Source organism: Micromonospora vinacea (assembly GCF_015751785.1).
Classification (GTDB): Bacteria; Actinomycetota; Actinomycetes; order Mycobacteriales; family Micromonosporaceae; genus Micromonospora; species Micromonospora vinacea.
On record NZ_JADOTY010000001.1, the window covers coordinates 15,164 to 38,745 of the forward strand.

A 23,582-nucleotide genomic window follows, 5' to 3' on the forward strand; every position below is an offset into this window, starting at 1 on the left:
CTCACTCGGCGGATCCGTCGCGCAGGCGGCGCAGCACCTCGGGCAACTCCGGGCCGGGCCGATCGACGAGGAAGAGCTTGTCCCGGCTGGCCGCGCCGGTACGCAGCGACACGGCGGCCGGCCGGACGCCCAACGCGCCGGCCAACGCCCGGCGGGCCGCCTCGGTGGCCCGACCGTCGACGGCCGGGTCGTGGACCGCGATCACGAGAGCGGGCCCGTGCGGGCCGTCGAAGCGGCCACCCACCCGGTCCCGGGAGGCGCCGGGCTTCACCCGTACCGCAACGGTGAGCGTGTCCTGCGCGGGCACCGGCGCCGCTTCAGATCGGCCGGGCGTCGGCGAGGAGAGCGGTCGCCGGCGCGCAGTGCGCGCACGGAGTGAAGCCGAGTTCCACGGCCTCGGCGACCGGCAACGTCTCGGGCTGCCAGCCGATCAGGTGGGGGCAGCCGTCGAGGTGGTAACGAGGTCGGCCGTCGACAACCTCGACGTCGTCGAGCAGTCGGGCCACCCGGGCCGCCTCGGCGGCCGTGATCTGCTGGGCGGCCGGCTCGTCGACCGCCGCGACCGCGGGATCGAACACGTCGTCGGTCGACGCCGCGACCGGCGACGCCGGGCTGACCGGCCGGGCACGCGAGGGCCCCTCGTCCGTCGCGGCCACGAACGGCGACTCGTCGTCGCCCCGCGAGTCGAACGGCGACTCGTCGTCGACGCGTGGCGGGTCGAGCGGCGACGCCTCATCGACCGGCGGCACATGGTCGACCGGCGACGCGGGTGGTTGCCGCCACCCGGCGCCGCCGGTACCAAACGTCGTGGGCACGTGCTGGACCGGCACCTCCGGCTCGACCAGCGGCGGCCCGTACGCGACACCCGATGTGGCCTGGCTGGCCGTGCGGGGAGCGTCGGGGGGCCGTCGGTCGGTCCGGCCGGGATCCGCCATGGCGCGGTTGGCGGCTGCCTGGCGGGCACCCGCCACCAACGCCACGGCGGCCAGCAGACTGGCCGCGATGGAGATGACCAACAGGAAGCTGGAGCCACCGGCCAGGCCGAGCACCAGTAGCACCACCGCGACGAGGATGAGCAGAAGACTTGCGACTATCACGGCTCACCCCCGCCGCGTCGAACCGTCCAGGCGGGGCCGGCGACCGTCACCATTGGCGGACAGCGATCGCCGGCCGGTGCTCAGCGTCCGGCTTCGAGGGCGCCGGAGCGCCCGCCGCCGCCGTACGAACCAGCGAGACCTGCTGCGGCCAGCCCGTTGCCGCCAGCAACCCGGCCGGCTTCGGAGCGGGTCATCTCGGCCTCGAGGCCCTGGCCACGACCGTCGAGGTCACGCAGCTGGCTCTCCAGGTACGCCTTGAGCCGGGTGCGGTACTCGCGCTCGAACTGCTTGAGCTCCTCGATGTGCTTCTGCAACGCCGTGCGCTTGGCGTCCAGGCCGCCCATGGCCTCCTGGTGCCGCTGGCGGGCGTCCCGCTCAAGGGCGTCAGCCTTGGCGCGCGCCTCCCGGGTCACCTCCTCGGCCTTGCTGCGAGCCTCGGAGAGCAGCTGGTCGGCCTCGCGGCGAGCGTCGGACACGTGGTCGTCGGCGGTGCGCTGGGCCATCATCAGCACGCGCAGGGCCTGCTGCTCACCGTCACCGGTGACGCCGCCGGCCGGGCCGCCGGTCGCGCGGACCTGCTCCAGCTCGGCCTGCATCGCGCGGGCAGCCTGCTCGGCCGCCGACTTGTCGCGCTGCACCCGGTCCAGTTGGGCCTTGACATCGTTGAGCTCCGCCGCCAGTCGGGCGTCGCCGCCGGGGCCGGCGGGGGCACCGCCACGGCCGCCGCGCTCCACCTGGGCGCGCAGCTCGTTGTTCTCCTCGATGAGACGGGCGAGCTCGCGCTCGACCTCATCAAGGAAGGCGTCGACCTCCTCCTCGTCATACCCCCGCTTGCCGATCGGCGGCTTTTTGAAGGCGACGTTGTGGACGTCGGCCGGGGTCAGCGGCATCGAAACTCCTCGGGTCAGTTGCGGCCGCGAAAGCGCGTCGGTCATCAGGCAGATGCCCTGATCGACGGCCCTAACACGAACTCCATCAGCACGAACAGGATAACCAGGAGCACAAGGGAGGCCAGGTCGATGCTCACGGTACCAATTCGCAGCGGAGGGATCACACGCCTCAACGCGTTGAGAGGGGGATCAGTGACGCTCCACACGGATTCCAATCCTGCCGATGCTCCACGCCCCGGTTGCCAGCGACGGCCGTACTGCAGGACGGCGCTCAACACGAACCGGGACAGAAGAAGGAGCAGGAAGACATAAAGGATCAGGTACAGCACTTGCAGTAAGATCGACAACACGGTCAGCGACGTCCCTCGGGTCGGGCGGGATCAACTCAGACTGAAAAAGCCGCCCTCAGCGATCTTGGCTTTGTCCTCAGCGGTGACCTGGACGTTAGCCGGTGAGAGCAGGAACACCCGATTGGTCACGCGCTCGATCGTACCGCGCAGGCCGAACGCCAACCCGGCGGCGAAGTCCACCAGACGGCGGGCATCGGCCTCATCCATCTCGGTGAGATTGATGATCACCGGGACACCGTCGCGGAAGTGCTCCCCGATGGTGCGCGCCTCGCGGTAGGTGGTGGGGTGCAGCGTGGTGATCTGGTAGCGCTGCTCCTCCTCGGGCAGGGCGCGCTCGCGCGACGTGGCCTGCGGCGCGAGGGCCAGGTTGTCCCGAGTGTGGTAGGTCAGCGCGCCGGACGTCTCGCCCGCCGACGACCTGGTGATCGACCGGACACTGGACCGCTCGATCCGCTCCGGCCGCTCACCGTCACCGCGCTCGGACTCGCTCAACCGCCCGCTCGGCCGCTCGGAGAGTCGACCCCGCCCGGTGTCGCGCGGCCGGGGAGCCGGCGGCTCCTCGGTGTCGTCCTCGTCGTCGTCGGTGAACTCCTCGGCGTACCGGCTCTGCCGGTAACGCGAGTCGCGGTAGCCACCCTTGTCGTAGCCACCGTCGTCGTAGGCCCGCTCGTCGTCTTCTTCGACCAGACCGAGCCAGACCCCCGCCTTGCGCAGTGCACCCATCCCGCGCCCTTCCGTCCGCCGTGCGGCACGCGCCCCCGTGCCATGTCGCCCGTCGCGAGTGGACAACCATGCCCATCGGACCGGAACGGCAATCCCCCGGCGCGCGATTCGCGTCGCACGCCACGACCCCCGACTAGGAGACGCCCGCCCCTGAAACAACACTGATGTAATTTGCTTGTCTCGCGGTCAGGCTACCGCAGCGTGGGACGCATTCCGAGCAACGCGCTACCGACGCGGACATGTGTCGCGCCGTAACGGATCGCGATTTCGAAATCCCCACTCATACCGGCGGACAGCGCGGTGGCTCCCGGATGGACAGCCCGAAACGCGTCGGCAACCTCCGCGAGCCGGGCGAACGCCCGCTCCGGCTCCCACCCCAGCGGAGCGACCGCCATGAGACCGATCAGACGCAGCCCCGGCGCGTCGGCCACCGCCTCGGCCACCGGCTCCAATCCGGAGCCCGGATCCGCCGAGTCGGGCAGGGCCCCGCCCCGGGCCGCGTCGCCGTCGATGCTCACCTGGATCAGGGCGTCGAGCGGCGTCTGCCGGTCGGCGGTCGCGGTGGCCAACGCCCGGGCCAGCCGGACACTGTCGACGGAGTGCACCACGTCGGCGTAGCGGACCACCGAGCGGGCCTTGTTGCGCTGCAATTGCCCGATGAAGTGCCAGCGGGGACGCACCCCTGCGGCAGCCACCTCGGCGGCCTTGCCGGCTGCCTCCTGGTCGCGGTTCTCCCCCACGTCGGTCACCCCGAGCCCGGCCAGCGCCAACACGTCGCTGGCGGGGTAGGTCTTCGTCACCGCGATCATCGTGACCTCGGCGCGGTCCCGGCCGGCCTGCGCGCAGGCATCGTCGACCCGGGACCGCACCTGTGCCAGACCGGCCGCGAGTTCGGCCTGCCGATCCGGTCCCACAGTGGCTGAGCTGTCGGTCATCGGCGGTGCTCAGGACCCGTTCTTGAGAAAGTCGGGAACGTCCACGTCGTCGAAGAGCACCCGGCGCGGCGACTGGGCCGGAGCCGGGTTGCTGGCCGGCGCCGGCGTCGGAGAGCTCTGCGGTGCCGGCTGGTTGGTGTTGGTCTTGCGGGTCGGCTCGGCCGCCTTGTACGCGGGCGTGCCGCCGTCGAAGCCCGCCGCGATGACCGTCACCCGCACCTCGTCACCGAGCGCGTCGTCGATGACCGCGCCGAAGATGATGTTGGCGTCCGGGTGGGCCGCGTCGGTGACCAGCTGGGCCGCGTCGTTGATCTCGAACAGGCCAAGGTCGGAGCCGCCGGCGATGGAGAGCAGCACACCCCGCGCGCCGTCCATGCTCTGCTCCAGCAGCGGGCTGGAGATGGCCGCCTCGGCCGCCTCGACCGCGCGGTTCTCGCCGCGGGCGCTGCCGATGCCCATCAACGCGCTGCCGGCGCCGCTCATCACGCTCTTGACGTCGGCGAAGTCCAGGTTGATCAGACCCGGGGTGGTGATCAGGTCGGTGATGCCCTGGACACCCGAGAGCAGCACCTGGTCGGCCGTGCGGAACGCGTCCATCATGCTGATGTTGCGGTCGCCCAGGGCCAGCAGCCGGTCGTTCGGGATGACGATCAGCGTGTCGCACTGGTTGCGGAGTTCGTCTATCCCCGTCTCGGCCTGCACCTGCCGGCGCTTGCCCTCGAAGGAGAACGGCCGGGTCACCACGCCGATGGTCAGCGCGCCGAGTTTGCGGGCGATGTTGGCCACCACGGGCGCGCCGCCGGTGCCGGTGCCGCCGCCCTCACCGCAGGTCACGAAGACCATGTCGGCGCCCTTGAGCACCTCCTCGATCTCGTCGCGGTGGTCCTCGGCGGCGTTCTTGCCGACGTCCGGGTTGGCCCCGGCACCCAGGCCACGGGTCAGCTCCCGGCCGACGTCGAGCTTGACGTCGGCGTCGCTCATCAGCAGCGCCTGCGCGTCGGTGTTGATCGCGATGAACTCGACGCCCTTGAGCCCAACCTCGATCATCCGGTTGACGGCGTTGACGCCGCCGCCCCCGATGCCGACGACCTTGATGACCGCCAGGTAGTTGTGCGGAGGTGTCATCTCCGGTCCTTTCCTTCGAGATTGGCTTCGGCCGACCGGGTACGGCGTGGCCAGACCAGCGGCCGACGACAGCTGTCACCAACGAGGATCAGGGGTAAACCCTAACCCTCTACTAGAGGCTTACAGTTATGTCAACCACTGAAGCTCTTCGAGGCAACGTAAGCGCCACCACGCGATGAGCCAAGGACCCGGGCGGCGTGTCGCCGAGCGGAGCGCGGCGGGTCACGTCCCCGCACGCTCACCGGTCAACGAAAGGTCACCACATCCGGCGCGCTCACGTCGATCCGGTCGGTGTCCTGGTCGAGCAGCGCGGTGGCCACCCGGGCCTTGTCCGTGCCCCGGGTCGCGTCGCCCCAGACCACCGTCCGGTCCCCCCGCAGCCGCAGGCTGATCCGGGCCAGCCCCTCCACGTTCACGTCCACCAGCTCCGCGCGCAACTGCGGCGTCAGCGCGACGAGCACCTCCAGTGCGGCCCGGGTGCCCGGGTCGTCGGCGGCCGGCCGGGCCACCGTCACCTGCGGCAGGTCGGCGGGGCGTCGCTCCACCGTCCGAAACGCCACCCCGGAACGGTCGATCAGGGCGAACGCCTCGCCCTGCGGCACCACCGCCACCGCGGTCCGCTCGGTCACCCGCACCACCAGCGCGCCGGGCCAGTCCCGGGAGACAGTGGCCCGCTCCACCGCCGGCAGCGCGCCGACCCGACGGGCGGCGGCGGCCAGGTCCACCCGGGCCAGCGGCACCCCGTCCGGCACCCCGACCGCGTCGTGCACCTGCACCGGGGTGACCAGGTCGGCGCCCTCCACCCGTACCTCCCGAACGCCGAACAGCCCGGTGCCGAGCACCGTCCAGGCGACCAGCCCGGCCAGGGCGAGCACCCCGGCGGCCACCGCCCACGGCAGCGCCGCCCGCATGCGACGCTGCCGGGCACGGGCCATGAACCGGCGGGTCGAGGGCGGCACCGCGTCGCGGCCCGCCCGGACCAGCTGCCACCGCCGGGCCGGACCGCGGCGCGGGGCGCCGCCGTCGGCGGCGCTGGTCCGCCCTCGGGCCGGGCCGGGACTCATCCGGCCGTGGGTGCCGAGCCGCCAGGCACGGCGGTGCCACCGAGAGCCGCGCCGTCACCGCCGGACGTGGCCCCACCCGGCACCGGGTCACCGATCGCCGGGGTGGTGGCCACCGGGTCGACGGTCGCTGTCGGTGCCGAGCCGTCCGTACGCTCACCCAGGGCGGCCAGCAGCTCGTCACCCATCAGCGAGATCGGCGGGGCGCCCATGGTGACCACCACGTCCCCCGAGCGGGCGCGACGGGCCACCTCGACCGGGGCCTGTTCCCACGACTCCACGAAGACCTTGCGGTCGTCGGGCAGGTCCACGGCCGCGATCAGCGCCGCCGAGCCCTCGCCGGGCTGACGCAACTCACCCGGCCCGAAGACCTCCAACAGCACCACCTCGTCGGCGAGGGCCAGCGCCTCGGCGATCTCCGCCTGGTTGTCGCGGGTGCGGTACAGCCGGTACGGCTGGAACACGACGATCAGGCGGCCGTCCCCGGCGACCTCCCGCAGCGTCTGCATCGCCAACGTCATCGAGGTCGGGTGGTACGCGTACTCGTCGTAGACCAGCACGCCGTCCGCGACACCCTTGCGCTCGAAGCGCCGCCGCACCCCGGGGAAGACCGCCAGCGCGGCCTCCGCCGCCTCCAGCGGCAGTTCCAGCAGGTACGCGGCAAGCACCGCGGCGGCGCTGTTCAGCCCCATGTGCCGTCCCGGCACCGGCAGCCGGAACTCGCCCAGCGACCGGCCGTCGACAGCGGCCAGGTAGCGCACCCCCCGCGCGGAGGAGACGATCTCGGTCAACCGCAGGTCGGCGTCGGCCGCCTCGCCGTAGGTGTAGACCCGCCGCCCCTCGGACCGCAGGCTCTCGGCCAGCCGCCGACCGCCCGGGTCGTCGGCGCAGGTGATGATGAACCCGTCCGGGTCGGTGAGGCGGGCGAACTCCACGAACGCCGCCTCCAGCGTCGCGTAGTCGCCGTAGGTGTTCAGGTGGTCCGCCTCGACGTTCGTGATGATCGAGACGTACGGGCGGTAGATGAGGAACGAGCGGTCGCTCTCGTCCGCCTCGACCACGAAGTGCTCGCCGGTGCCGTGGTGGGCGCCCGAGCCGACCTCGGAGATCTCCCCACCGATCACGAAGGACGGGTCCACACCGGCCTGCTGGAGCACCATCGTCACCATCGAGGTGGTGGTGGTCTTGCCGTGCGTGCCGGCGACGGCCACCGCCCGACGGCCGGTCATCGCCGCGGCGAGCGCCTCCGAGCGGTGCAGCACCCGCAGGCCGCGCCGACGCGCCTCGACCAGCTCCAGGTGGTCCTGGGGGATGGCCGACGAGTAGACGACGGTGTCCACACCATCGAGGTTGGTCACCTCGTGGCTGAGGTGGATGGTGCCGCCGAGCGCCCGCAGGCCCGCCAGCGACGGCCACTCCCGCAGGTCGCTGCCGGAGACCCGGATGCCCCGGGTGAGCAGCAGCCGGGCCACGCCGAGCATGCCCACCCCACCCACGCCGATCAGGTGGACGGCGCCCAGGTCCTCGGCGGTGAGCGTGCCGGCCGGGGTGAACTGCGCGGTCATCGGGCCACCGCCGCCAGCACGAAGGACCGCAGCGCCTCGTCGCCGTCGCGCCGGCCGTACGACGCGGCGGCGGCACCCATCGTGTACAGCCGCTGTGGGTCGCGGATGAGCGGGATGACTGTGCGCTCCAGCCAGTCCGGGGTGAGCTCCGCGTCGTCGACCAGCAGCCCGCCGCCGGCCTCCACCACGGGCAGCGCGTTGCGCCGCTGCTCCTGGTTGCTGTGCGGGTACGGCACGTAGATCGTGGGCAGCCCGATCGCTGCCACCTCGGCGACGGTCATCGCCCCGCCCCGGGCCAGCATCAGGTCGGCCGCGGCGTAGCCCAGCTCCATCTCGGACAGGTACGGCAGCGTCACGTACGGCACCGGCAGGTCGGTGGGGATCGGCACCGGCTCGTTGCGGGCGCCCATCACGTGCAGCACCTGCACGCCGTTGCGGGCCAGCTCCTTGGCCGCCCCGGAGACCGCCAGGTTGATCGAACGGGCGCCGGACGAGCCGCCGGACACGAAGAGCACCGGCAGGTCCGGACGGAGCCCGAAGTGGGCGCGGGCGGCGTTGCGCAGCGCGTACCGGTCCAGACCGGTGATGGCGCGACGCAGCGGCACCCCGACCACTGTGGCGTCGCGCAGCGACTCGGCCTGGCTCGGCTGGTTCGGGAAGCCGACGGCGACGTTCTTGGTGAACTTCATGCCCAGCCGGTTGGCCACGCCCGGTGGCACATTCACCTCGTGGATCACCATGGGCAGCTCACGACGCCACGCGGCCAGGTAGGCCGGCACCGCGACGTACCCGCCGAAGCCGACGACCACGTCGGCGCGCACCTCGTCGATCACCTTGCCCGCGGCGCGCGCCGCGGTCCACATCCGGCCCGGGGTGCGGACCAGGTTCATGTTGACCGACCGGGGCAGCTGGTAGGCCGGGATCTGCCGCAGGTCGTAGCCCTGGGGCGGGATCAGGTCGTTCTCCATGCCCCGGGGTGTGCCGAGGCAGGTGATCCGGACGCCCGGGTCGTGTCGGCGCAGGCAGTCGGCGAAGGCGAGCAGCGGGTAGACGTGCCCCCCGGTGCCACCTCCCGCGAGCACCACCGAACGCAGCGGACCCATCAGCGTCTCCTCTCGCTCGCCGTACCCTTGCGGCTGCGGTCCTGTCGGACCCCGCGCGGTGCGGCCTGATCGTCATGGCGCCGCTCGCGGGACCGGGGCACGGACCCTCGGCCAGCGGGCGGCGTCGCCGGTCGGCGACGCCGGCCGGGAAGCGGCGGCAACGGGGCCCAGAGTAGTCGGACCCACCGGGCCGGCGGACGGGCATGCAGTGCTCTGGCCGCATCGGGTTCGGCGCGGGCGAAGGAGGCCAGCATGCCGATGCCGGCCAACGTCACCACCAGCGCACTTCCGCCGTCGGAGATGAACGGCAGCGGCAGGCCGGTGATCGGCAGCAGCCCGACCACCCCACCGATGTTGATCACAGCCTGGCTGACCAGCCAGGTGGTCACGGCGGTGGCGGCGAGCCGGCGGAACGGGTCGTCGACCCGCCGGGCGATCCGGAACCCGGTGTACGCGATGACAGCGAACAGGGTGAGCACCACGACGCACCCGATCACGCCCAGCTCCTCGGAGATGATCGCGAAGATGAAGTCGTTGTGTGCCTCGGGCAGCCAGTCCCACTTCAGGCTGCCCTTGCCCAGCCCGACGCCGAACCAGCCACCGTGCTCGATGGCCAGCCGACCCTGGTAGAACTGGAGACAGTCGCCGAGCTTGCAGGTCTCCGGGTCCGGCGGATTGAAGAACATGGCCAGCCGGGCGAAGCGGTAGTTGTCCTCGCCGCGCTCGCCGGAGCCGGCACCCAGCGAGGCCACCGCGACGAGCAGGCCGATCCCGACCAGACCGGCCGCCGCCAGGGCGCCGAAGACCCGCATCCGCACGCCGGCGGCCCAGAGCAGGCCCACGACCAGGGCCAGTAGACAGAGCATGGTGCCGGTGTCGTTGTAGCCGACCAGGACGAAGAGCAGGCCGACCACCGGGAAGAGCGGGGTGGCCAGCTCGCGCCACCAGCCCAACGCGGCGCCCTTGCGGGCGACCAGGTGGGCACCCCAGAGCACCATCGCGAACTTGGCCAGCTCCGATGGCTGTAGCTGGATCCCGCCGACGAACAGCCAGTTCAGTCGCGCCTCGATCGGGCCGATCCGCCCTGATTCCTGGTCGGTCAGCCGGGCGTAGGCGAGCAGCAGGTTGAGCAGGAGCAGCAACCCGATCGAGGTGAACAGCAGCGGCCGGCCCAGCGACCGGTAGGTGCTGGCCGGCAGGCGCTGGCAGACCCAGAACGCGCCGATGCCGATCATCGCGAAGATGGCCTGCTTGGTCACCGAGGCCGAGGCGTTGCCGTCCTCGGCGTAGTCCTTCACGCTGGTCGCCGAGAAGACCATGGTCAGCCCGATCAGCAACAGCAGGCCGGCGCAGGACAGCAGCAGGTAGTAGGAGGTCAGCGGCCGGTCCAGCAGGCCGCGCAGCGCGGCGAGCCCGCCGGCCGCGTCGATGCCGCGCAACGGCACGGGCGCCGCCGGTTCCGCCGCACGCGGCGACGCGCCCGGCTCCGGCCCCCGCGCGTCGTCGGTTGATACCGCCTCCGCGGTACGCCCCGCCGCGCCCGGCGACCGCCGCGCCCGCCCGCCTGCCCTGCCCTCAGTGCCGATGTCCTCCCCCACCCCGACATCATCACCGCTAAACACGCCCGACACCCCCAGAACGCCCCCTCGGGCGTGTCGGCCCCGCGGATCAGGTCATGTTGGCGAGGAACTCGCTGTAGAACAGGCCCAGGGCGATGGCCACACCGATGCCGGCGATGATCCAGAAACGCACCACGATGTTGACCTCGCTCCAGCCGGCCAGTTCGAAGTGGTGCTGGAGCGGAGACATTCGGAACACCCGTTTACCGGTGGTCTTGAAGGAGATGATCTGGATCACCACGGACATCGTGATGATCACGAAGAGCCCGCCGATGATCGGCAGCAGCAGGATGGTGCGGGTGGACATCGCCATGCCGGCGATCAGACCGCCCAGCCCCAACGCCCCGGTGTCGCCCATGAAGATCCGCGCCGGGGACGTGTTCCACCAGAGGAAGCCCACACAGGCCCCGGCCGCCGCCCCGGCGATCAACGCGATCTCCAACGGGTCGCGGACCTCGTAGCAGTACGGCTGGGTGTAGTTCGGGTCGGCGCACCAGTGCCGGTACTGCCAGAACGCGATCAGCGCGTACGCGGCGAGCACCATCACCGACGCGCCGGTGGCCAGACCGTCCAGGCCGTCGGTGAGGTTGACGCCGTTCGTCGCGGCCATCACCACGAAGATGAAGATGATCACCGCGCCGACCTTGCTGACCTCCAGGAAGTCGATGTCCCGGATGAAGCTCAGCGTGGTGCTGCCCACCGTCTCGGTGTTCGTCGCCAGGCCCGAACCGTTTGTCATCGTGCTCGGGAACCACAGCGCGATCACCCCGAAGACCGCACCGACCAGGATCTGCCCGAGCAACTTGCCGCGCTTGTTCAGCCCGGCGCTGTTGCGCTTGCGCACCTTGAGGAAGTCGTCGAGGAAACCCACAGCGCCGGAGAAGACCATCAGCCCCAGCAGCACCAGCGCGGTGATGGTCGGCTCCACCTGGGCGATCTGCTGGTCCGGCAGCGTGGTCAGGGCGAGGTGCCCGGCCACGTACGCGATCACCGTGGCCAGGATGAAGACCACGCCACCCATCGTGGGCGTGCCCTTCTTGCCCTGGTGCATGGCCGGGCCGTCGGACCGGATCGGCTGACCGGCCTTGAGCCGGGTGAACACCTTGATCGCAATCGGGGTGCAGAAGAGCGAGACGAGGAAGGCCACCCCGATGGCCACGATGACGGCCCTCATCGGGTCGGCTCCCCACCGGCGTCGGCGCGCAGGGCGTCGGCCACCTCCCAGGTGCGGTACCGGGAGCCCTTGACCAGGACGACATCACCCGGTCGTAGCTCGCTCCGCAGCACCTCGACGGCCGCCGCCTGATCGGTGAGCAGCACCGACTCTCCTCCCCAGTTTGCTACAGCTGTCGCGCCTTCGTGGATCGGCGCGGCCGGCTCACCCACCACGAGCAGCCGGTCGACACCCAGCTCGGCCGCGAGTTGGCCGACCTCGGCATGGCCGTCGTACTCGAACGGGCCCAGCTCGGCCATGTAACCAAGCACCGCGACGGTACGCCGCCCCTGACCCATGCTGGCCAGCGCCCGCACCGCAACCGCCATCGAGGCCGGGTTGGCGTTGTACGAGTCGTCGATCACTGTCACCCCGTCGGGGCGGTCGAAGACGTCCATCCGTCGGGTCGAGACCAGCCCCAACTCGCCGAGGGCCGTGGCCAGCTCCGCCAGCGGCATGCCCAGCTCCCGGGCGACCGCCGCCGCGGCGAGCGTGTTCCCGACCTGGTGACGGCCGGCCAGCCGCAGCCGCACCGGCGTCCGACCCTCCGGGGTGACCAGGGTGTACGACGGGTGCCCCCGCTCGTCCAGCGTGACGTCTTCGGCGCGCACGTCGGCGTCGGGCGCCTCGCCGTAACGGACCACCCGGGCCTGCGTGCGACTCGCCATCGCGTCCACCCGGTGGTCGTCGGCGTTCAGCACCGCCAGCCCGTCCGGCGGCAGCGCCTCCACCAACTCGCCCTTGGCCAGGGCGATGGCGTTCTGCGAGCCGAACTCCCCGATGTGCGAGGTGCCGACGTTGAGTACCACGGAGATCCGGGGCGGCACCAGCTCGCACAGGTACCGCACGTGCCCGACCCCGCGCGCGCCCTTCTCCATCACCAGGTAGCGGGTGTCCGGATCAGCCCGCAGGGCGGTGTACGGGTGCCCCAGCTCGTTGTTGAACGAGCCGGGCGGCGCCACAGTGGCCCCGAGCCGGCTGGTGAGCTGACCGATCAGGTCCTTCGTGGTGGTCTTGCCGGACGAGCCGGTCACGCCGATCACGGTCAGCCCAGGCAGCCGGTCCACCGCCGCGCGGGCCAGTCGCCCCATCGCGGTCAGGGCGTCGTCGACAAGCACCATCGGCACCCCGGGCACCTCGCGGCTGCCGAGCACCGCCACCGCGCCGGCCTGGATCGCCGTCGCCGCGTAGTCGTGCCCGTCGACCTTCTCCCCCGGGAAGGCCACGAAGAGCGAACCGGGCCCCACCTTGCGCGAGTCGAACTCCACCGAACCGGTGACGGTGGAGTTCGGGTCGGCGGCCACCAGCCGCCCGTCGACCGCAGCGGCTACCTCGGCCAGGCTCAGCGTGATCACCGCTGACCCGCCAGGTCCCCGAAGCGGGCCCGCAGCGCCTCGGCCAACTCGACGCTGTCGTCGAACGGAAGCACCTGCCCCGCCACCTCCTGGCCACGCTCGTGGCCCTTGCCGAGCAGCGCGATCACGTCGCCCGGCTCGGCCAGCCGCACCGCCTCGTCGATAGCGGCGCGACGGCCCGCCATCTCGATGATCCGAGCGCCCGTGCCGGCCCGGTACGCCCCGGCGAGCACCTCGGCGCGGATCTCCCCCGGGTCCTCGGTGCGCGGGTTGTCGTCGGTCACCAGCACCACGTCGGCTCCCTCCGCCGCGGCGGCGCCCATCACCGGCCGCTTGCCCCGGTCCCGGTCCCCACCGGCGCCGATCACACAGATCAGTCGGCCGGCGCTCAACTCGCGCAGCGCGGCCAGCGCGGCCACGATCGCGTCCGACTTGTGCGCGTAGTCGACCACCCCGCGCACCGGCGCGGCCACGTCGACAAGCTCCAGCCGACCCGGGACGCCACCGCAGGCGGCCACACCGGCCGCCGCGGTCACCGGGTCCACCCCGGCGCCGACCAGCGCGGCGATGGCCAGCAGCGCGTTGGCCACGTTGTGCCGGCCGGGCAGCGCGACACCGGCGGACACTGCCACGCCGTCCGGGCCGTGCGCGGTGAACCGCTGGGCGTACCCCTCGCCGCCCACACCGTCGGCCCACCAGGTCGCGCTCTGCTCGCCGGCCGCCGAGTAGGTGACAGTGGCCGGCTTGAGCAGCGGCTTCAACGCCGGGTCGTCGTGGTTGAGCACCTCGACCGCGCAGCGCCCGTCGAAGAGCTGGGCCTTCGCCGCGAAGTAGTCGTCGCTGTCGGCGTGGAAGTCCAGGTGGTCGGAGCCGAAGTTGGTGTAACCGCCGACGGCGAACCGCACACCGCCCACCCGGCCCATGGCCAGCGCGTGGCTGGACACCTCCATGACCACTGCGGTGACCCCACGCTCGCGGGCGGTGGCCAGCATGGCGTGCAGGTCGGTCGCCTCGGGGGTGGTGCGGACACTGTCGATCACCAGATCGCCGAGCCGGGTCTCCACGGTCCCGACCAGCCCGGTGGTGTGCCCGGCGGCCCGCAGCCCCGACTCGATCAGGTACGCGGTGGACGTCTTGCCCGCGGTGCCGGTCACCCCGATCACTGTGAGGTCGGCGGTGGGGTCGCCGTACACGGCCGAGGCCAGCTCGCCGAGCACGGCGCGCGGGTCGGGCACCACCAGGGCGGGCAGACCGGTCTGCGCCGCCAACGCGGCACCGGCCGGGTCGGTCAGCAGGGCCACCGCACCGGCCTCGGCGGCGCCGGCGGCGAACTCCGCGCCGTGCCGACGGGCACCGGGCAGCGCCGCGTACAGGTCGCCGGAGCGAACCTCCTGGCTGGCGTGGGTGACCCCGGTGACGACCACCGCTGCGGCGTCCGCCGGAAGGTCGACGGCGAGCCGGACGGCGAGATCACCGAGCCGGACTCCGGTCACGGTACGTGGACGTGGATTGCCGGGCACGGCGTCAGACCCTACCCGGTCGTCCGGTTCCGGCCGCACAGCCGCCCCGGTGGTTCGTCGGCACTCACCGATGATGTCCCGCCATCGCTGCTCAGCGCGGATAGACCACGAACTTGGGCGCGGATCCGCCGGTGGACGGCGGCACCCGGTAGTGACGCAGAGTGAACTGCATCATGTCGCGGAACGCCGGATTGGCGATCGCCGCGCCCCCACCGTTGGGCGCGTAGACGAAGACGGCGATCACGTATCGGGGGTTCTCGGCGGGGGCCATTCCGATGAACGAGGAGACCTCACCGGGCTGCTTCTTGCCGTTCACCAGCCGCCACCCGGTGCCGGTCTTGCCGGCGACCCGGTAACCGGGGACCGCGGCCGTCAGGCCGGTGGCGTGGTCGACTGTGGTGACCGCCTCCAGCATGGTGCGCAGGGCCGCGGCGTTCTGCGGGCTGAGCACCGACCGGGTCGCCGGTGCCGGCACGGGGGTGCGCTTTCCGTCCGGGCCGATCAGCTCCTTGACCAGGTGCGGCTGCACGTACGTGCCGTTGTTGGCGATGGCGGCGTACGCGGCGGCCATCTGCAACGGGGTGGCGTCGACGCTGTGCCCGATGGGCACCGACCCGCGCGACGACCCGCTCCACTCGTCGGCCGGCAGCAGTCGCCCGCTGGCCTCCCCGGGCATCCCCTCGCCGGTGGGCTTACCCAGCCCGAACCGCTTCTGGTAGTCGATCAGCCGGTCCCGGCCGAGCCGCTCGGCGATGGTGATGGTGCCGACGTTCGACGAGTAGGCGAGCATCCCCGGCACGCTCATCCGCTTGCCGTCGGCCGGGTGCGTGTCGGAGAACCAGGTGTCGCCCATCTTGATGCTGTTGGCGATGGGCAGCGTGGTGTCCGGGGTGATCACCCCTTCCTGCAACGCCGCGCCGTAGGTGATCGCCTTGTGCACCGAGCCCGGGTCGACCACGAAGCTGGTCGCGGCGTCCTCCCGGGCGACCGGGTCGCTGGGCGTCGGCTTCGCCGCGTTGTAGGTGGGGTTGCTGGCCTGCGCCAGCACCGCGCCGGAGGGAATCTCGATGATCACGGCAGCGCCGGTGCCACCCGGCGCCTGGGCCATGCCCGCGCTGAGGATCTGCTGCGTGCGGAACTGCAGGTCGCCGTTGATGGTGAGGGCGAGCGAGCTGCCCGGCTTCGCGAGCGTGGTCCGGCTGTAGCCGCCGGGGATCGGCGCGGCGAGGTCACCGAGGCCGGCCTCGTACACCCGCTTGCCGTCCTGACCGGCGAGCACGTCGTCGTAGCGGGCCTCCAGCCCCTCCAACCCGACCATGTCCTGGCTGGTGAAACCGATCAGGTTGGCCGCCAGGTCACCGCCGGGCACCTCACGGCGCTCGTCGCGGTGCACCCCGATGCCGGGCAGCTCCAGCGCCTGCACCCGCTTGGCGGTCGGGATCTCCACTCCCCGGGCCAGGTAGGAGAACGTGGACTCGATCCCGTTCTCCAGCTTGCGCGGCTTCATCAGCTCCATGAGCTTCGACACCGGGATGCCGAGCAGCGGGGAGAGCGCCTTCGCGGCGCCCGCCCGGTCCTTGACCTCGGTCGGGTCGGCGTACACGTACCGCGCCTCGACGCTGCGGGCCAAAGGCGCGCCGGTGCTGTCGTAGATCGCGCCGCGCGGCGCCGGCAGCTCGACAGTGCGGGTGCGGTCGGTGACGCCGCCCCCGGCGTACGCCGGTGCGTCGACTGCCTGGAGGAAGATCAGCCGGATCCCGATGACGGCGAACAGGGTCAGCGCGAGCACGGTGCCCAGCCGCAGCCGTAGCCGCGAGTCGGCCAGCTTCGGTGGGCGTCGTGGCTTGCGGATCGGCCGCCGGGCCGCCGGTCGGTCGGCACGACGCGGCGCGCGGGGCGTTGTCCGGCGACGCGGCGGCGGCTCGTCCCCACCCGGGCCACGGGGGGTACGCGGCGCGACGGTGCGCACCACCCCACCGCGTCCGGCGGCCGGAGCGTCGCGCCGGCCGGCCCGGGCGGCGGCCCGGCCCCCGTCGAGCACCTGCAACGCCGGCCGGAACGGGTCACCGGACCGGGTGCTGCGCGGCGTACGCCGCTGCTCGGCACCCTGGCCGCGCGTCGGCGTGGCGCGCTCCTCGCGGACCGTCCGACCCCTCGGGGTGTACGCCCGGGCGCCGGAGATGCCCCCGATGCCCGGCTCGCCGGTGCGTGGCTCGCCGTCACCGGACCGGGCGTCACGTGCAGAACCGCGCCGGGACCCCGTAGGGTCCCGGCGCGGCTCGTCCGACCTTGGTGGCACCGGTCAGCCTCCCGCACCCTGGCTGGTCACCGACGGCTGGCCGGTCGCCGGCTGCGGCACACCGATGGTCTTGCCGTCCGGCAGCCGGATGTAGCCCGGCTCGCCCGCGTCGACCAGACCCAGCCGCCGTGCCTCGGCGGTCAGGTTGCCGGGCGCCTGGAACTCGGCGATCTGCTTGTCCAGTTGCTGCTTCTCCAGGTCCAGTCGAGCCTGCTGCTGCTGCAACCGCTCGAGCCGGAACGCGTTCTCGTTGATCTTCGTGTTGACCGCCAGGATGCCGAGCACCCCACCGACCACCAGCACCACGATCAGCGCCGCGAACGGCGCACGCGGCACCGAGATCGGCGGTGGCGGCGCCACCCGCAGCCGCGGCGGGCGGGCGCTGGTGGCAGTGGCGGCCTTCTCGACCGGCCGCAGCGCGGCGGTGCCCTGGGTCGGGAACTCGCGCGCCCCCCGGGCGCGAGTCTCCCCCTGCCGGTTCACTCGATCGATGCGTGGCGTACCGTTTCCGAGGCGCGGAGCCCGCTCCGCCGCGGTCCGGCCCCCCGACCGCGGTGCGCGCTGCCCGCCGCCGGTGACGTCCCGGCGGTCGCGCTTGTCAATGCTCATGTCCCTCCCCCTCAACATCCGTCCCTCTAGCCGTCCCCGGTGCCCCTGACCCCCCACGGATCAGGCGGACCCGGTGCCCGGTTGGTGCATTCCCTTCACCCGTCGGCGAGACCGTTCGCGGTCGGTCCGCCCCTGCTCTGTCGCGTTCGGGTCGAGTCGCTCCGCGGCCCGCAGCCGCACCGAGGCGGCGCGCGGGTTCGCGGCGACCTCCGCCTCCCCGGGCAGTTCGGCGCCCCGGCTGAGCAGCCGGAACGTCGGACCGGACCCGGGAAGTTCGACCGGGAGGTCGATCGGGCCCTTACTGCGGACCCGATCCGTGAGAGCCGCCTTGGTGAGCCTGTCCTCCAGCGAGTGGTAGGACAGGACCACCATGCGGCCCCCCACTGTCAGTGCGTCTAGTGCGGATGGCAACGCTGTCTCCAGCGCTGCCAGCTCTCTGTTTACCTCGATCCGTAAAGCCTGAAACGTTCTCTTTGCCGGGTGCCCACCCGTTCGTCGGGCTGGTGCCGGAATGGAGTCCCGTACCAGCTCCGCCAGGAGCGCGGACGAGGTGATCCGGGCCCGTTCCCGCTGCCGGATGATCGCCGAGGCGATCCGACCGGCGAACTTCTCCTCGCCGTACACCCGCAGCACCCGGGCCAGGTCCGGATGCGCGTACGTGTTGACCACCTCTTCGGCGGTCACCCCCCGGGTCTGGTCCATCCGCATGTCCAGCGGAGCGTCCTGGGCGTACGCGAACCCGCGGTCGGGCGCGTCCAGCTGCAACGACGAGACACCCAGGTCGAACAGGATGCCGTCGATGGCCGGATAGCCCAGCCGGTCCAGCACGTCCGGCAACTCGTCGTAGACGGCGTGCTCCAGGTGCACCCGGTCGGCGAACCGGGCCAGTCGGACCCGCGCGTGGGCGAGCGCCTCGGTGTCCCGGTCGAGCCCGATCAGGACCGTTTCCGGATGCGCCTCGAGCACCGCCTCCGCGTGCCCGGCCAGGCCGAGCGTCGCGTCGACGTAGACCGTCCGGCCGCCTCGACCCAGCGCGGGGGCCAGCAGCTCGAGACACCGCTCGAGCAGCACCGGCACGTGCGTGCCGCGCAACTCCCCCATGATGACCCCCACTGGTTGAAACGTCCGTTCTCCTCGTGCGCCTGTCGTCGGACGGCGCTGCCGTCGTACCGCCAGATCCCCATCCGCTCCCGCCTGACACCGGACCGTCGCCCAATGACTGGATCGTGCGCCTGGCACCGGGGAAGTGATGCCAGGAACTCGAAAGCGGCTGGAGATCTCGCAGTACGTCGGGCGCCGTTACCGCCCTACAGACCGCCGGGCAGCACCCCCTCCTCGATGTCGGCGAAGTCGTCTTCGCTCTCGGCGAGGTAGGTCTCCCAGGCGACCTTGTCCCAGATCTCCACCCGCGTGCTCGCGCCGATCACCACCAGCTCGCGGTCCAGCGCGGCATAGGCCCGCAGGTGGGCCGGAATGGTCACCCGACCCTGCTTGTCCGGAACCTCGTCGTGCGCGCTGGCGAAGAAGACCCGGCTGTAGGCCCGGGCCGCCTTGTGGGTCATCGGCTGTGCGCGCAACTGCTCCGCGATCCGCTGGAACTCAGGGGTCGGGAAGACGTAGAGGCAGCGCTCCTGCCCTTTGGTGACCACGACACCCCCCGCCAGCTCATCCCGGAACTTGGCCGGAAGGATCAACCGGCCCTTTTCGTCCAGGCGCGGAGTGTGGGTGCCGAGAAACATCGGCCCAACCCCCTCGCCCCTGAGCGGCGTTCGCGGCGCCGCTGACCCCCCGGGCCGGTGAGCCCTCCCGGCCTCACCATTGGTCCCCACTCTACTCCACTTCCCTCCACCCGCAACCAAATTCGCCCGCGTGGCGCGCCTGACCCGACGGCAAAACCGCACGTCACAAGGGGTGGAGCGCAGTGGAGGGCTTCGGCAGCCCCTCGGCGTGGTCCGCTTTCCGACATAGATCGACTCCGTCCGGGGGACGCCGACCCGGCCGCCCGCGCCACCACCACGGCCGAACGGTTCACCGTCGGCGGCGATCTGGTGGGGCCAGCGGTCCGGTAACCTCGCTCGCGTGACGGACGCGAAAATGCCCCTACGGGCCAAGGTGGCCAGCTCCGTGTCACGGACAGCCGCGGCGCTCTCCCGGGCGGCCGGCCGTGGCGACGGTTCGGTGATCGGCGGGTGGATCGGCCTGAAGATCGACCCGGACCTGCTGGCCCACCTGTCGGCCGGGCGCGCGATCGCGCTCGTCTCCGGCACCAACGGCAAGACCACCACCACCCGGTTGACCTCCGCCGCGGTCGGCGTGCTCGGCCGGGTCGCCACCAACTCCTTCGGCGCCAACATGCCCAGCGGGCACACCTCGGCGCTGGCCAAGGCCGGCAGCACGCCGTACGCGGTGCTGGAGGTCGACGAGCACTACCTGGCCCAGGTGCTGGAGGCGACCGAGCCGCACGTGGTCGCGCTGCTGAACCTCTCCCGCGACCAGCTCGACCGCGCCAAGGAGGTCGCCATGATGGCGCAGCTCTGGCGCGCCGCGCTGGTCCGGCACACCGACGTACGGGTGGTCGCCAACGCCGACGACCCACTGGTGGTGTGGGCCGCCACCCCGCCGGGCGACCCCGCCCGTGGCATCAACCCGCCGCACGTGACGTGGTTCAGTGCGGGCCAGCGCTGGCACGACGACTCCTGGGTCTGCCCGGAGTGCGGCTCCACGATCCAACGCTCCGGCGAGCAGTGGTGGTGCACGGGCTGCCCGCTGCGCCGGCCGGAGCCGCACTGGGTCGTCGAGGACGAGGGCGTGCTCGACCCCACCGGCGCCTGGCACAAGGTCTCCCTCCAGCTGCCCGGCAAGGTCAACCTCGGCAACGCGGCGACCGCGCTGGCGGTGGCCGCCGAGTTCGGCGTCCGCCCGGTCGACGCGGTGTCCCGCCTCGGCATCGTCACCTCGGTGGCCGGCCGCTACGCGCAGGTCGACAAGGACGGCCGCAACATCCGGCTGCTGCTGGCCAAGAACCCGGCCAGTTGGCTTGAGGCGTTCGACATGGCCGACGACGCGCCGACCCTGCTCTCCATCAACGCGCGCGACCCCGACGGCCTGGACACCTCCTGGCTCTACGACGTCGACTTCGCCCCGCTCCGTGGCCGCCAGGTGTTGATCACCGGCGACCGGGCATACGACCTGGCGGTCCGGCTGGACGTCAACGACGTGCCGTTCCAGCACGTCCGCACGTTCGACGACGCGCTCCGGTCGGTCCCGCCCGGGCGGCTGGAGGTCATCGCGAACTACACCGCGTTCCAGGACATCCGAGCGGAGTTGGACCGTGTCATCTGAGAGCCTGCGCATCGTCTGGATCTACCCCGACCTGCTCTCCACCTACGGAGACCGGGGCAACGCCCTGATCCTCGCCCGTCGGGCCCGTCAGCGCGGGATGCCGGTCGAGGTGCTGGAGGTCCGCTCCGACGAGCGGCTGCCCGCGACCGCCGACATCTACCTGGTCGGCGGCGGCGAGGACGGGCCGCAGGCGCTCGGCGCCCAGCGGCTGCTCGCCGACGGCGGCCTGCACCGCGCGGTCGCCCAGGGCTCGGTCGTGTTCGGCGTCTGCGCCGGCTACCAACTCCTCGGCACCTCGTTCTTCGCCAAGGGTGTGCAGTGCCGCGGGCTGGAGCTGCTCGACCTGAAGTCCGACCGGGGCGAGAGCCGGGCCGTGGGCGAGCTGGCCGGGGAGATCGACCCTCGGCTGGGCCTGCCCCCGCTGACCGGTTTCGAGAACCACGGCGGCCGCACCCACCTCGGTCCGGAGGTCTCCCCGCTGGCCCGGGTCACCGCCGGGGTGGGCAACGACGGCGCCACCGAGGGCGCGTGGCGCGGCAAGCTGCTGGGCACCTACTCGCACGGGCCGGCGCTGGCTCGCAACCCGGCCCTGGCCGACCTGCTGCTGCGCTGGGCCACCGGGGCACACCAGCTCCCGCCGTTGGACGACACCTGGTCGGACCGGCTCCGCAACGAGCGCCGCTCCGCGGTGGCCGCCGCCCGGACATGATCCGTGCCGTCCGGCGGTTGCTCCGGCAGCCGTCGGCCGCCCGGTTCGCCCTGCTGGTGCTGCTGATCGTCGGGTGCGGGTTACTGCTGCTCCTGGTGCCCCGCCCGGATCCGGCGCAGCTGCCGCTGGTCGCCGACCGGCTGGGCGACCTCGCGCCGGTGGCGGCGATCCTCGGGGGCGCGTTGCTCCTCGTCGCGCTGGTGCCCCGGACCTTCATCACGCTCGCGGCGGGCGCGATCTTCGGCCCCCTGGAGGGTGCCGCGTACGCCCTGGGCGCCGCGCTGGTGGCCGCGGCGATCGGGTTCACTGTCGGCCGGTTGCTCGGTCGGGAGTTCGTCGCCGAACGGGTCCGCGGTCGGCTGGCCCGCCTCGACGGCTGGTTCGCCCGGCAGAGCGTGCTCGGTGTGGTGACCGTCCGGTTGCTGCCGATCGCCGGCTTCGGACTGGTCAGCTACGGCTACGGCACGACCGGCGCCCGAGTGCTGCCGTTCCTGGCCGGCAGCGTGATCGCGTCCGCGCCGACCGCCTTCGGCTACGCGGCGATCGGCGCGGCGGTCAGCTCCCCCGGCCACGTCAACTGGTACGCCGCCGCCCCGGCCAGCCTCGGCCTGATCGCCAGCGTGGTGCTCATCCACCAGTGGTGGCGAGCCGAGCGCCGACGCCGCGCCATGCCGGTCTGACCCGCTGCCGAAAACCCTGCGGACGTCGATGACAGGATCCTGCCGGTTCGGCGGTGGTAACGGCCGGACGACGATCCCGCCGGCAGGGCATCGGGCAGCGCCGGCGCGATCTAGCGTCTGCGGCCATGAAGCCCTTGCCCCGAGCCAGGATCGGCTCCCGAGCCGTCGCCCTCGTTGCGGCCCTCGTGGCGGCGCTGCTCGCGGCGTGCACCCCGGGTGATCCACCGGCCGCGTCGTCGCCGTCCGCCACGGCCGAGGCGCCGCCCGCGACGCGGGTGACCGCCCCACCGCTCGCCGACTTCTGCCCGGTCGCCATGCCACGAAGCTGGCAGGACGCGATCCGTGACAGTCGCCTTCCACAGGAACCCGGGGAAAAGTGGGCGGCACTCACCCCGGCGCCGGATGGCCGCTCCGCGTTCGCCACTGTGCAGCGCGGCGGCTCGATGACGCTGGTCTGGCAGGAGAAGGACGGCCGACGGAGGGAGGTGGCCACCATGCCGGACATGTTCACCTTCCCACTGTGGGGCGTCTTCGACGGGCGCTGGCTGGTGTACGCGCGCAGCAGCCTCATGCGAGCGGCACCCCATGGCGGCGGCGGCTCCGAACTGTTCGCCTGGGACTCGGAGTCGGGGACCGCACCACGGCAGGTGCTGGGCACCGCGGACCTCCTCTTCCGGCCACCGCTGCGCGACGGGAAGCTCGCCGTCACCAGGATCCTCGCCGAGGACCGGAACGAGCTGACCCTGCACGACCTGGCTGCCGGGACGGTCCGCACGGTGGCCACCGGCCCGGTGGGCGGTGTCGGGTTCCACGGCGCCGACCTGCTCTGGTTCGATCGGGCCACGGGTCGCCTGAACGCGATCGGTCCGGACGGTAAGGCCGGGTCCGCGCCGCAGCCGAGCCCGGGACCTGACACCACAGTCGACGTCACCACCGACGGCCGGACCACGGCCTGGGTGTCCCGCGACGAGCGCGCCCTTACCGTCTGGCGACCGGACTGGGCGGCACCGGTCCGCGTGTTCCGGGTGACCCCTCCGCCGGCTACGGCCGCCGCTACCTCGTTGCCACCGGGCACCAGGCCCCCGACCGTCGACCCCTTCCACACGGTTGCCACGCCCACCGCCGTCGGAGACCTGGTGATCTTCCAGTACCACCTGGGTTGGTACGTGGCCGACCTGCGAACCGGGTCGTACGTGCGGCTGACCGCCGATCACGCCCACGCGGTCGTCTCGGGCGAGGCGCTGCTGGTGGACCCGGACAACAACTCGGACCCCGCACAGCAGCACGCGTACTCGCTGCTGCGTCCGGACCGGCTGCCGCCACTGCCGCCCTGCCCGTGACCACCGGAGCGCAACCGCCGGGCGGCTGGTCGAGCTGATCCGAAGAC

21 protein-coding genes and 1 pseudogene are annotated in these 23,582 nt (G+C 72.3%); 4 read left to right on the forward strand and 18 right to left on the reverse strand.

The genetic code is table 11. From position 1 onward, the window contains the following. Position 1 precedes the first annotated feature (1 nt). The 18 genes and pseudogenes from IW249_RS00100 to mraZ all read right to left on the reverse strand — a co-directional run bounded on the left by IW249_RS00100 (position 2) and on the right by mraZ (position 19,203). Positions 2-307 carry a DUF167 domain-containing protein gene (locus IW249_RS00100; protein WP_196918900.1) on the reverse strand — a complete coding sequence of 102 codons (306 nt, stop codon included), beginning with the start codon at positions 305-307 and terminating at the stop codon, positions 2-4. 10 nt (positions 308-317) lie between these two features. Then, positions 318-1,097 carry a hypothetical protein gene (locus IW249_RS00105; RefSeq protein ID WP_196918901.1) on the reverse strand — a complete coding sequence of 260 codons (780 nt, stop codon included), beginning with the start codon at positions 1,095-1,097 and terminating at the stop codon, positions 318-320. Between the two features lie 80 nt (positions 1,098-1,177). Next, the gene (locus IW249_RS00110; protein WP_036411965.1) at positions 1,178-1,987 is read right to left on the reverse strand and encodes a DivIVA domain-containing protein; all 810 of its coding nucleotides are present in this window, start codon (positions 1,985-1,987) and stop codon (positions 1,178-1,180) included. A 44-nt stretch (positions 1,988-2,031) separates the two neighbouring features. Continuing rightward, complete coding sequence (locus IW249_RS00115; protein WP_030334503.1) at positions 2,032-2,337, reverse strand: YggT family protein; 306 nt, start codon at positions 2,335-2,337, stop codon at positions 2,032-2,034. A 30-nt stretch (positions 2,338-2,367) separates the two neighbouring features. Continuing rightward, positions 2,368-3,060: a cell division protein SepF gene (locus tag IW249_RS00120; RefSeq protein WP_196918902.1), complete on the reverse strand. Its 693-nt coding sequence runs from the start codon at positions 3,058-3,060 to the stop codon at positions 2,368-2,370. Between the two features lie 191 nt (positions 3,061-3,251). Next, positions 3,252-3,995 carry a YggS family pyridoxal phosphate-dependent enzyme gene (locus tag IW249_RS00125; protein WP_196918903.1) on the reverse strand — a complete coding sequence of 248 codons (744 nt, stop codon included), beginning with the start codon at positions 3,993-3,995 and terminating at the stop codon, positions 3,252-3,254. A gap of 9 nt (positions 3,996-4,004) precedes the next feature. After that, entirely contained in the window at positions 4,005-5,120 is a 1,116-nt protein-coding gene (ftsZ, locus tag IW249_RS00130) for a cell division protein FtsZ (protein ID WP_196918904.1), read from the reverse strand. A gap of 245 nt (positions 5,121-5,365) precedes the next feature. Next, positions 5,366-6,184 carry a cell division protein FtsQ/DivIB gene (locus tag IW249_RS00135; protein ID WP_196918905.1) on the reverse strand — a complete coding sequence of 273 codons (819 nt, stop codon included), beginning with the start codon at positions 6,182-6,184 and terminating at the stop codon, positions 5,366-5,368. Then, positions 6,181-7,746 carry a UDP-N-acetylmuramate--L-alanine ligase gene (murC, locus tag IW249_RS00140; RefSeq protein ID WP_196918906.1) on the reverse strand — a complete coding sequence of 522 codons (1,566 nt, stop codon included), beginning with the start codon at positions 7,744-7,746 and terminating at the stop codon, positions 6,181-6,183. Before murC ends, IW249_RS00135 begins: the two co-directional genes overlap by 4 nt. After that, positions 7,743-8,849 (reverse strand): undecaprenyldiphospho-muramoylpentapeptide beta-N-acetylglucosaminyltransferase, encoded by a 1,107-nt coding sequence (gene murG / locus IW249_RS00145; protein ID WP_196918907.1) that lies wholly within the window; start codon positions 8,847-8,849, stop codon positions 7,743-7,745. The genes murC and murG overlap by 4 nt, the downstream gene beginning before the upstream one ends. Next, a complete protein-coding gene (locus IW249_RS00150; protein ID WP_196918908.1) occupies positions 8,849-10,294 on the reverse strand; it encodes an FtsW/RodA/SpoVE family cell cycle protein in 1,446 nt (481 codons plus the stop codon). Before IW249_RS00150 ends, murG begins: the two co-directional genes overlap by 1 nt. A 223-nt stretch (positions 10,295-10,517) precedes the next feature. Beyond that, positions 10,518-11,642, reverse strand: coding sequence for a phospho-N-acetylmuramoyl-pentapeptide-transferase (gene mraY, locus IW249_RS00155; protein WP_030334519.1), 1,125 nt, complete (start codon positions 11,640-11,642; stop codon positions 10,518-10,520). After that, complete coding sequence (locus IW249_RS00160; protein ID WP_196918909.1) at positions 11,639-13,036, reverse strand: UDP-N-acetylmuramoyl-tripeptide--D-alanyl-D-alanine ligase; 1,398 nt, start codon at positions 13,034-13,036, stop codon at positions 11,639-11,641. The genes mraY and IW249_RS00160 overlap by 4 nt, the downstream gene beginning before the upstream one ends. Further along, positions 13,033-14,595, reverse strand: a complete 1,563-nt coding sequence (locus tag IW249_RS00165; protein ID WP_196918910.1) for a UDP-N-acetylmuramoyl-L-alanyl-D-glutamate--2,6-diaminopimelate ligase — start codon at positions 14,593-14,595, stop codon at positions 13,033-13,035. The genes IW249_RS00160 and IW249_RS00165 overlap by 4 nt, the downstream gene beginning before the upstream one ends. A 52-nt stretch (positions 14,596-14,647) precedes the next feature. Beyond that, positions 14,648-16,855 (reverse strand): peptidoglycan D,D-transpeptidase FtsI family protein, encoded by a 2,208-nt coding sequence (locus tag IW249_RS00170; protein ID WP_196918911.1) that lies wholly within the window; start codon positions 16,853-16,855, stop codon positions 14,648-14,650. Between the two features lie 3 nt (positions 16,856-16,858). Beyond that, the gene (gene ftsL / locus IW249_RS00175) at positions 16,859-17,464 is read right to left on the reverse strand and encodes a cell division protein FtsL (protein WP_196918912.1); all 606 of its coding nucleotides are present in this window, start codon (positions 17,462-17,464) and stop codon (positions 16,859-16,861) included. Beyond that, a pseudogene (rsmH, locus tag IW249_RS00180) lies at positions 17,454-18,565 on the reverse strand (16S rRNA (cytosine(1402)-N(4))-methyltransferase RsmH). The gene ftsL and the pseudogene rsmH overlap by 11 nt, the downstream one beginning before the upstream one ends. A 206-nt stretch (positions 18,566-18,771) precedes the next feature. Next, positions 18,772-19,203, reverse strand: coding sequence for a division/cell wall cluster transcriptional repressor MraZ (mraZ, locus tag IW249_RS00185; RefSeq protein ID WP_030488958.1), 432 nt, complete (start codon positions 19,201-19,203; stop codon positions 18,772-18,774). A gap of 355 nt (positions 19,204-19,558) precedes the next feature. Between mraZ and IW249_RS00190 the strand changes: the two genes are divergently transcribed. From IW249_RS00190 to IW249_RS00205, 4 genes are all read left to right on the forward strand, one after another. Further along, on the forward strand, positions 19,559-20,806 hold the full coding sequence (locus IW249_RS00190; protein ID WP_091407686.1) for a MurT ligase domain-containing protein: 1,248 nt from the start codon (positions 19,559-19,561) through the stop codon (positions 20,804-20,806). After that, positions 20,796-21,515 carry a type 1 glutamine amidotransferase gene (locus IW249_RS00195; protein WP_196918913.1) on the forward strand — a complete coding sequence of 240 codons (720 nt, stop codon included), beginning with the start codon at positions 20,796-20,798 and terminating at the stop codon, positions 21,513-21,515. The genes IW249_RS00190 and IW249_RS00195 overlap by 11 nt, the downstream gene beginning before the upstream one ends. Beyond that, complete coding sequence (locus IW249_RS00200; RefSeq protein ID WP_196918914.1) at positions 21,512-22,195, forward strand: TVP38/TMEM64 family protein; 684 nt, start codon at positions 21,512-21,514, stop codon at positions 22,193-22,195. Before IW249_RS00195 ends, IW249_RS00200 begins: the two co-directional genes overlap by 4 nt. 125 nt (positions 22,196-22,320) lie before the next feature. After that, the gene (locus IW249_RS00205) at positions 22,321-23,535 is read left to right on the forward strand and encodes a prolyl oligopeptidase family protein (RefSeq protein WP_196918915.1); all 1,215 of its coding nucleotides are present in this window, start codon (positions 22,321-22,323) and stop codon (positions 23,533-23,535) included. Positions 23,536-23,582 lie beyond the last annotated feature (47 nt).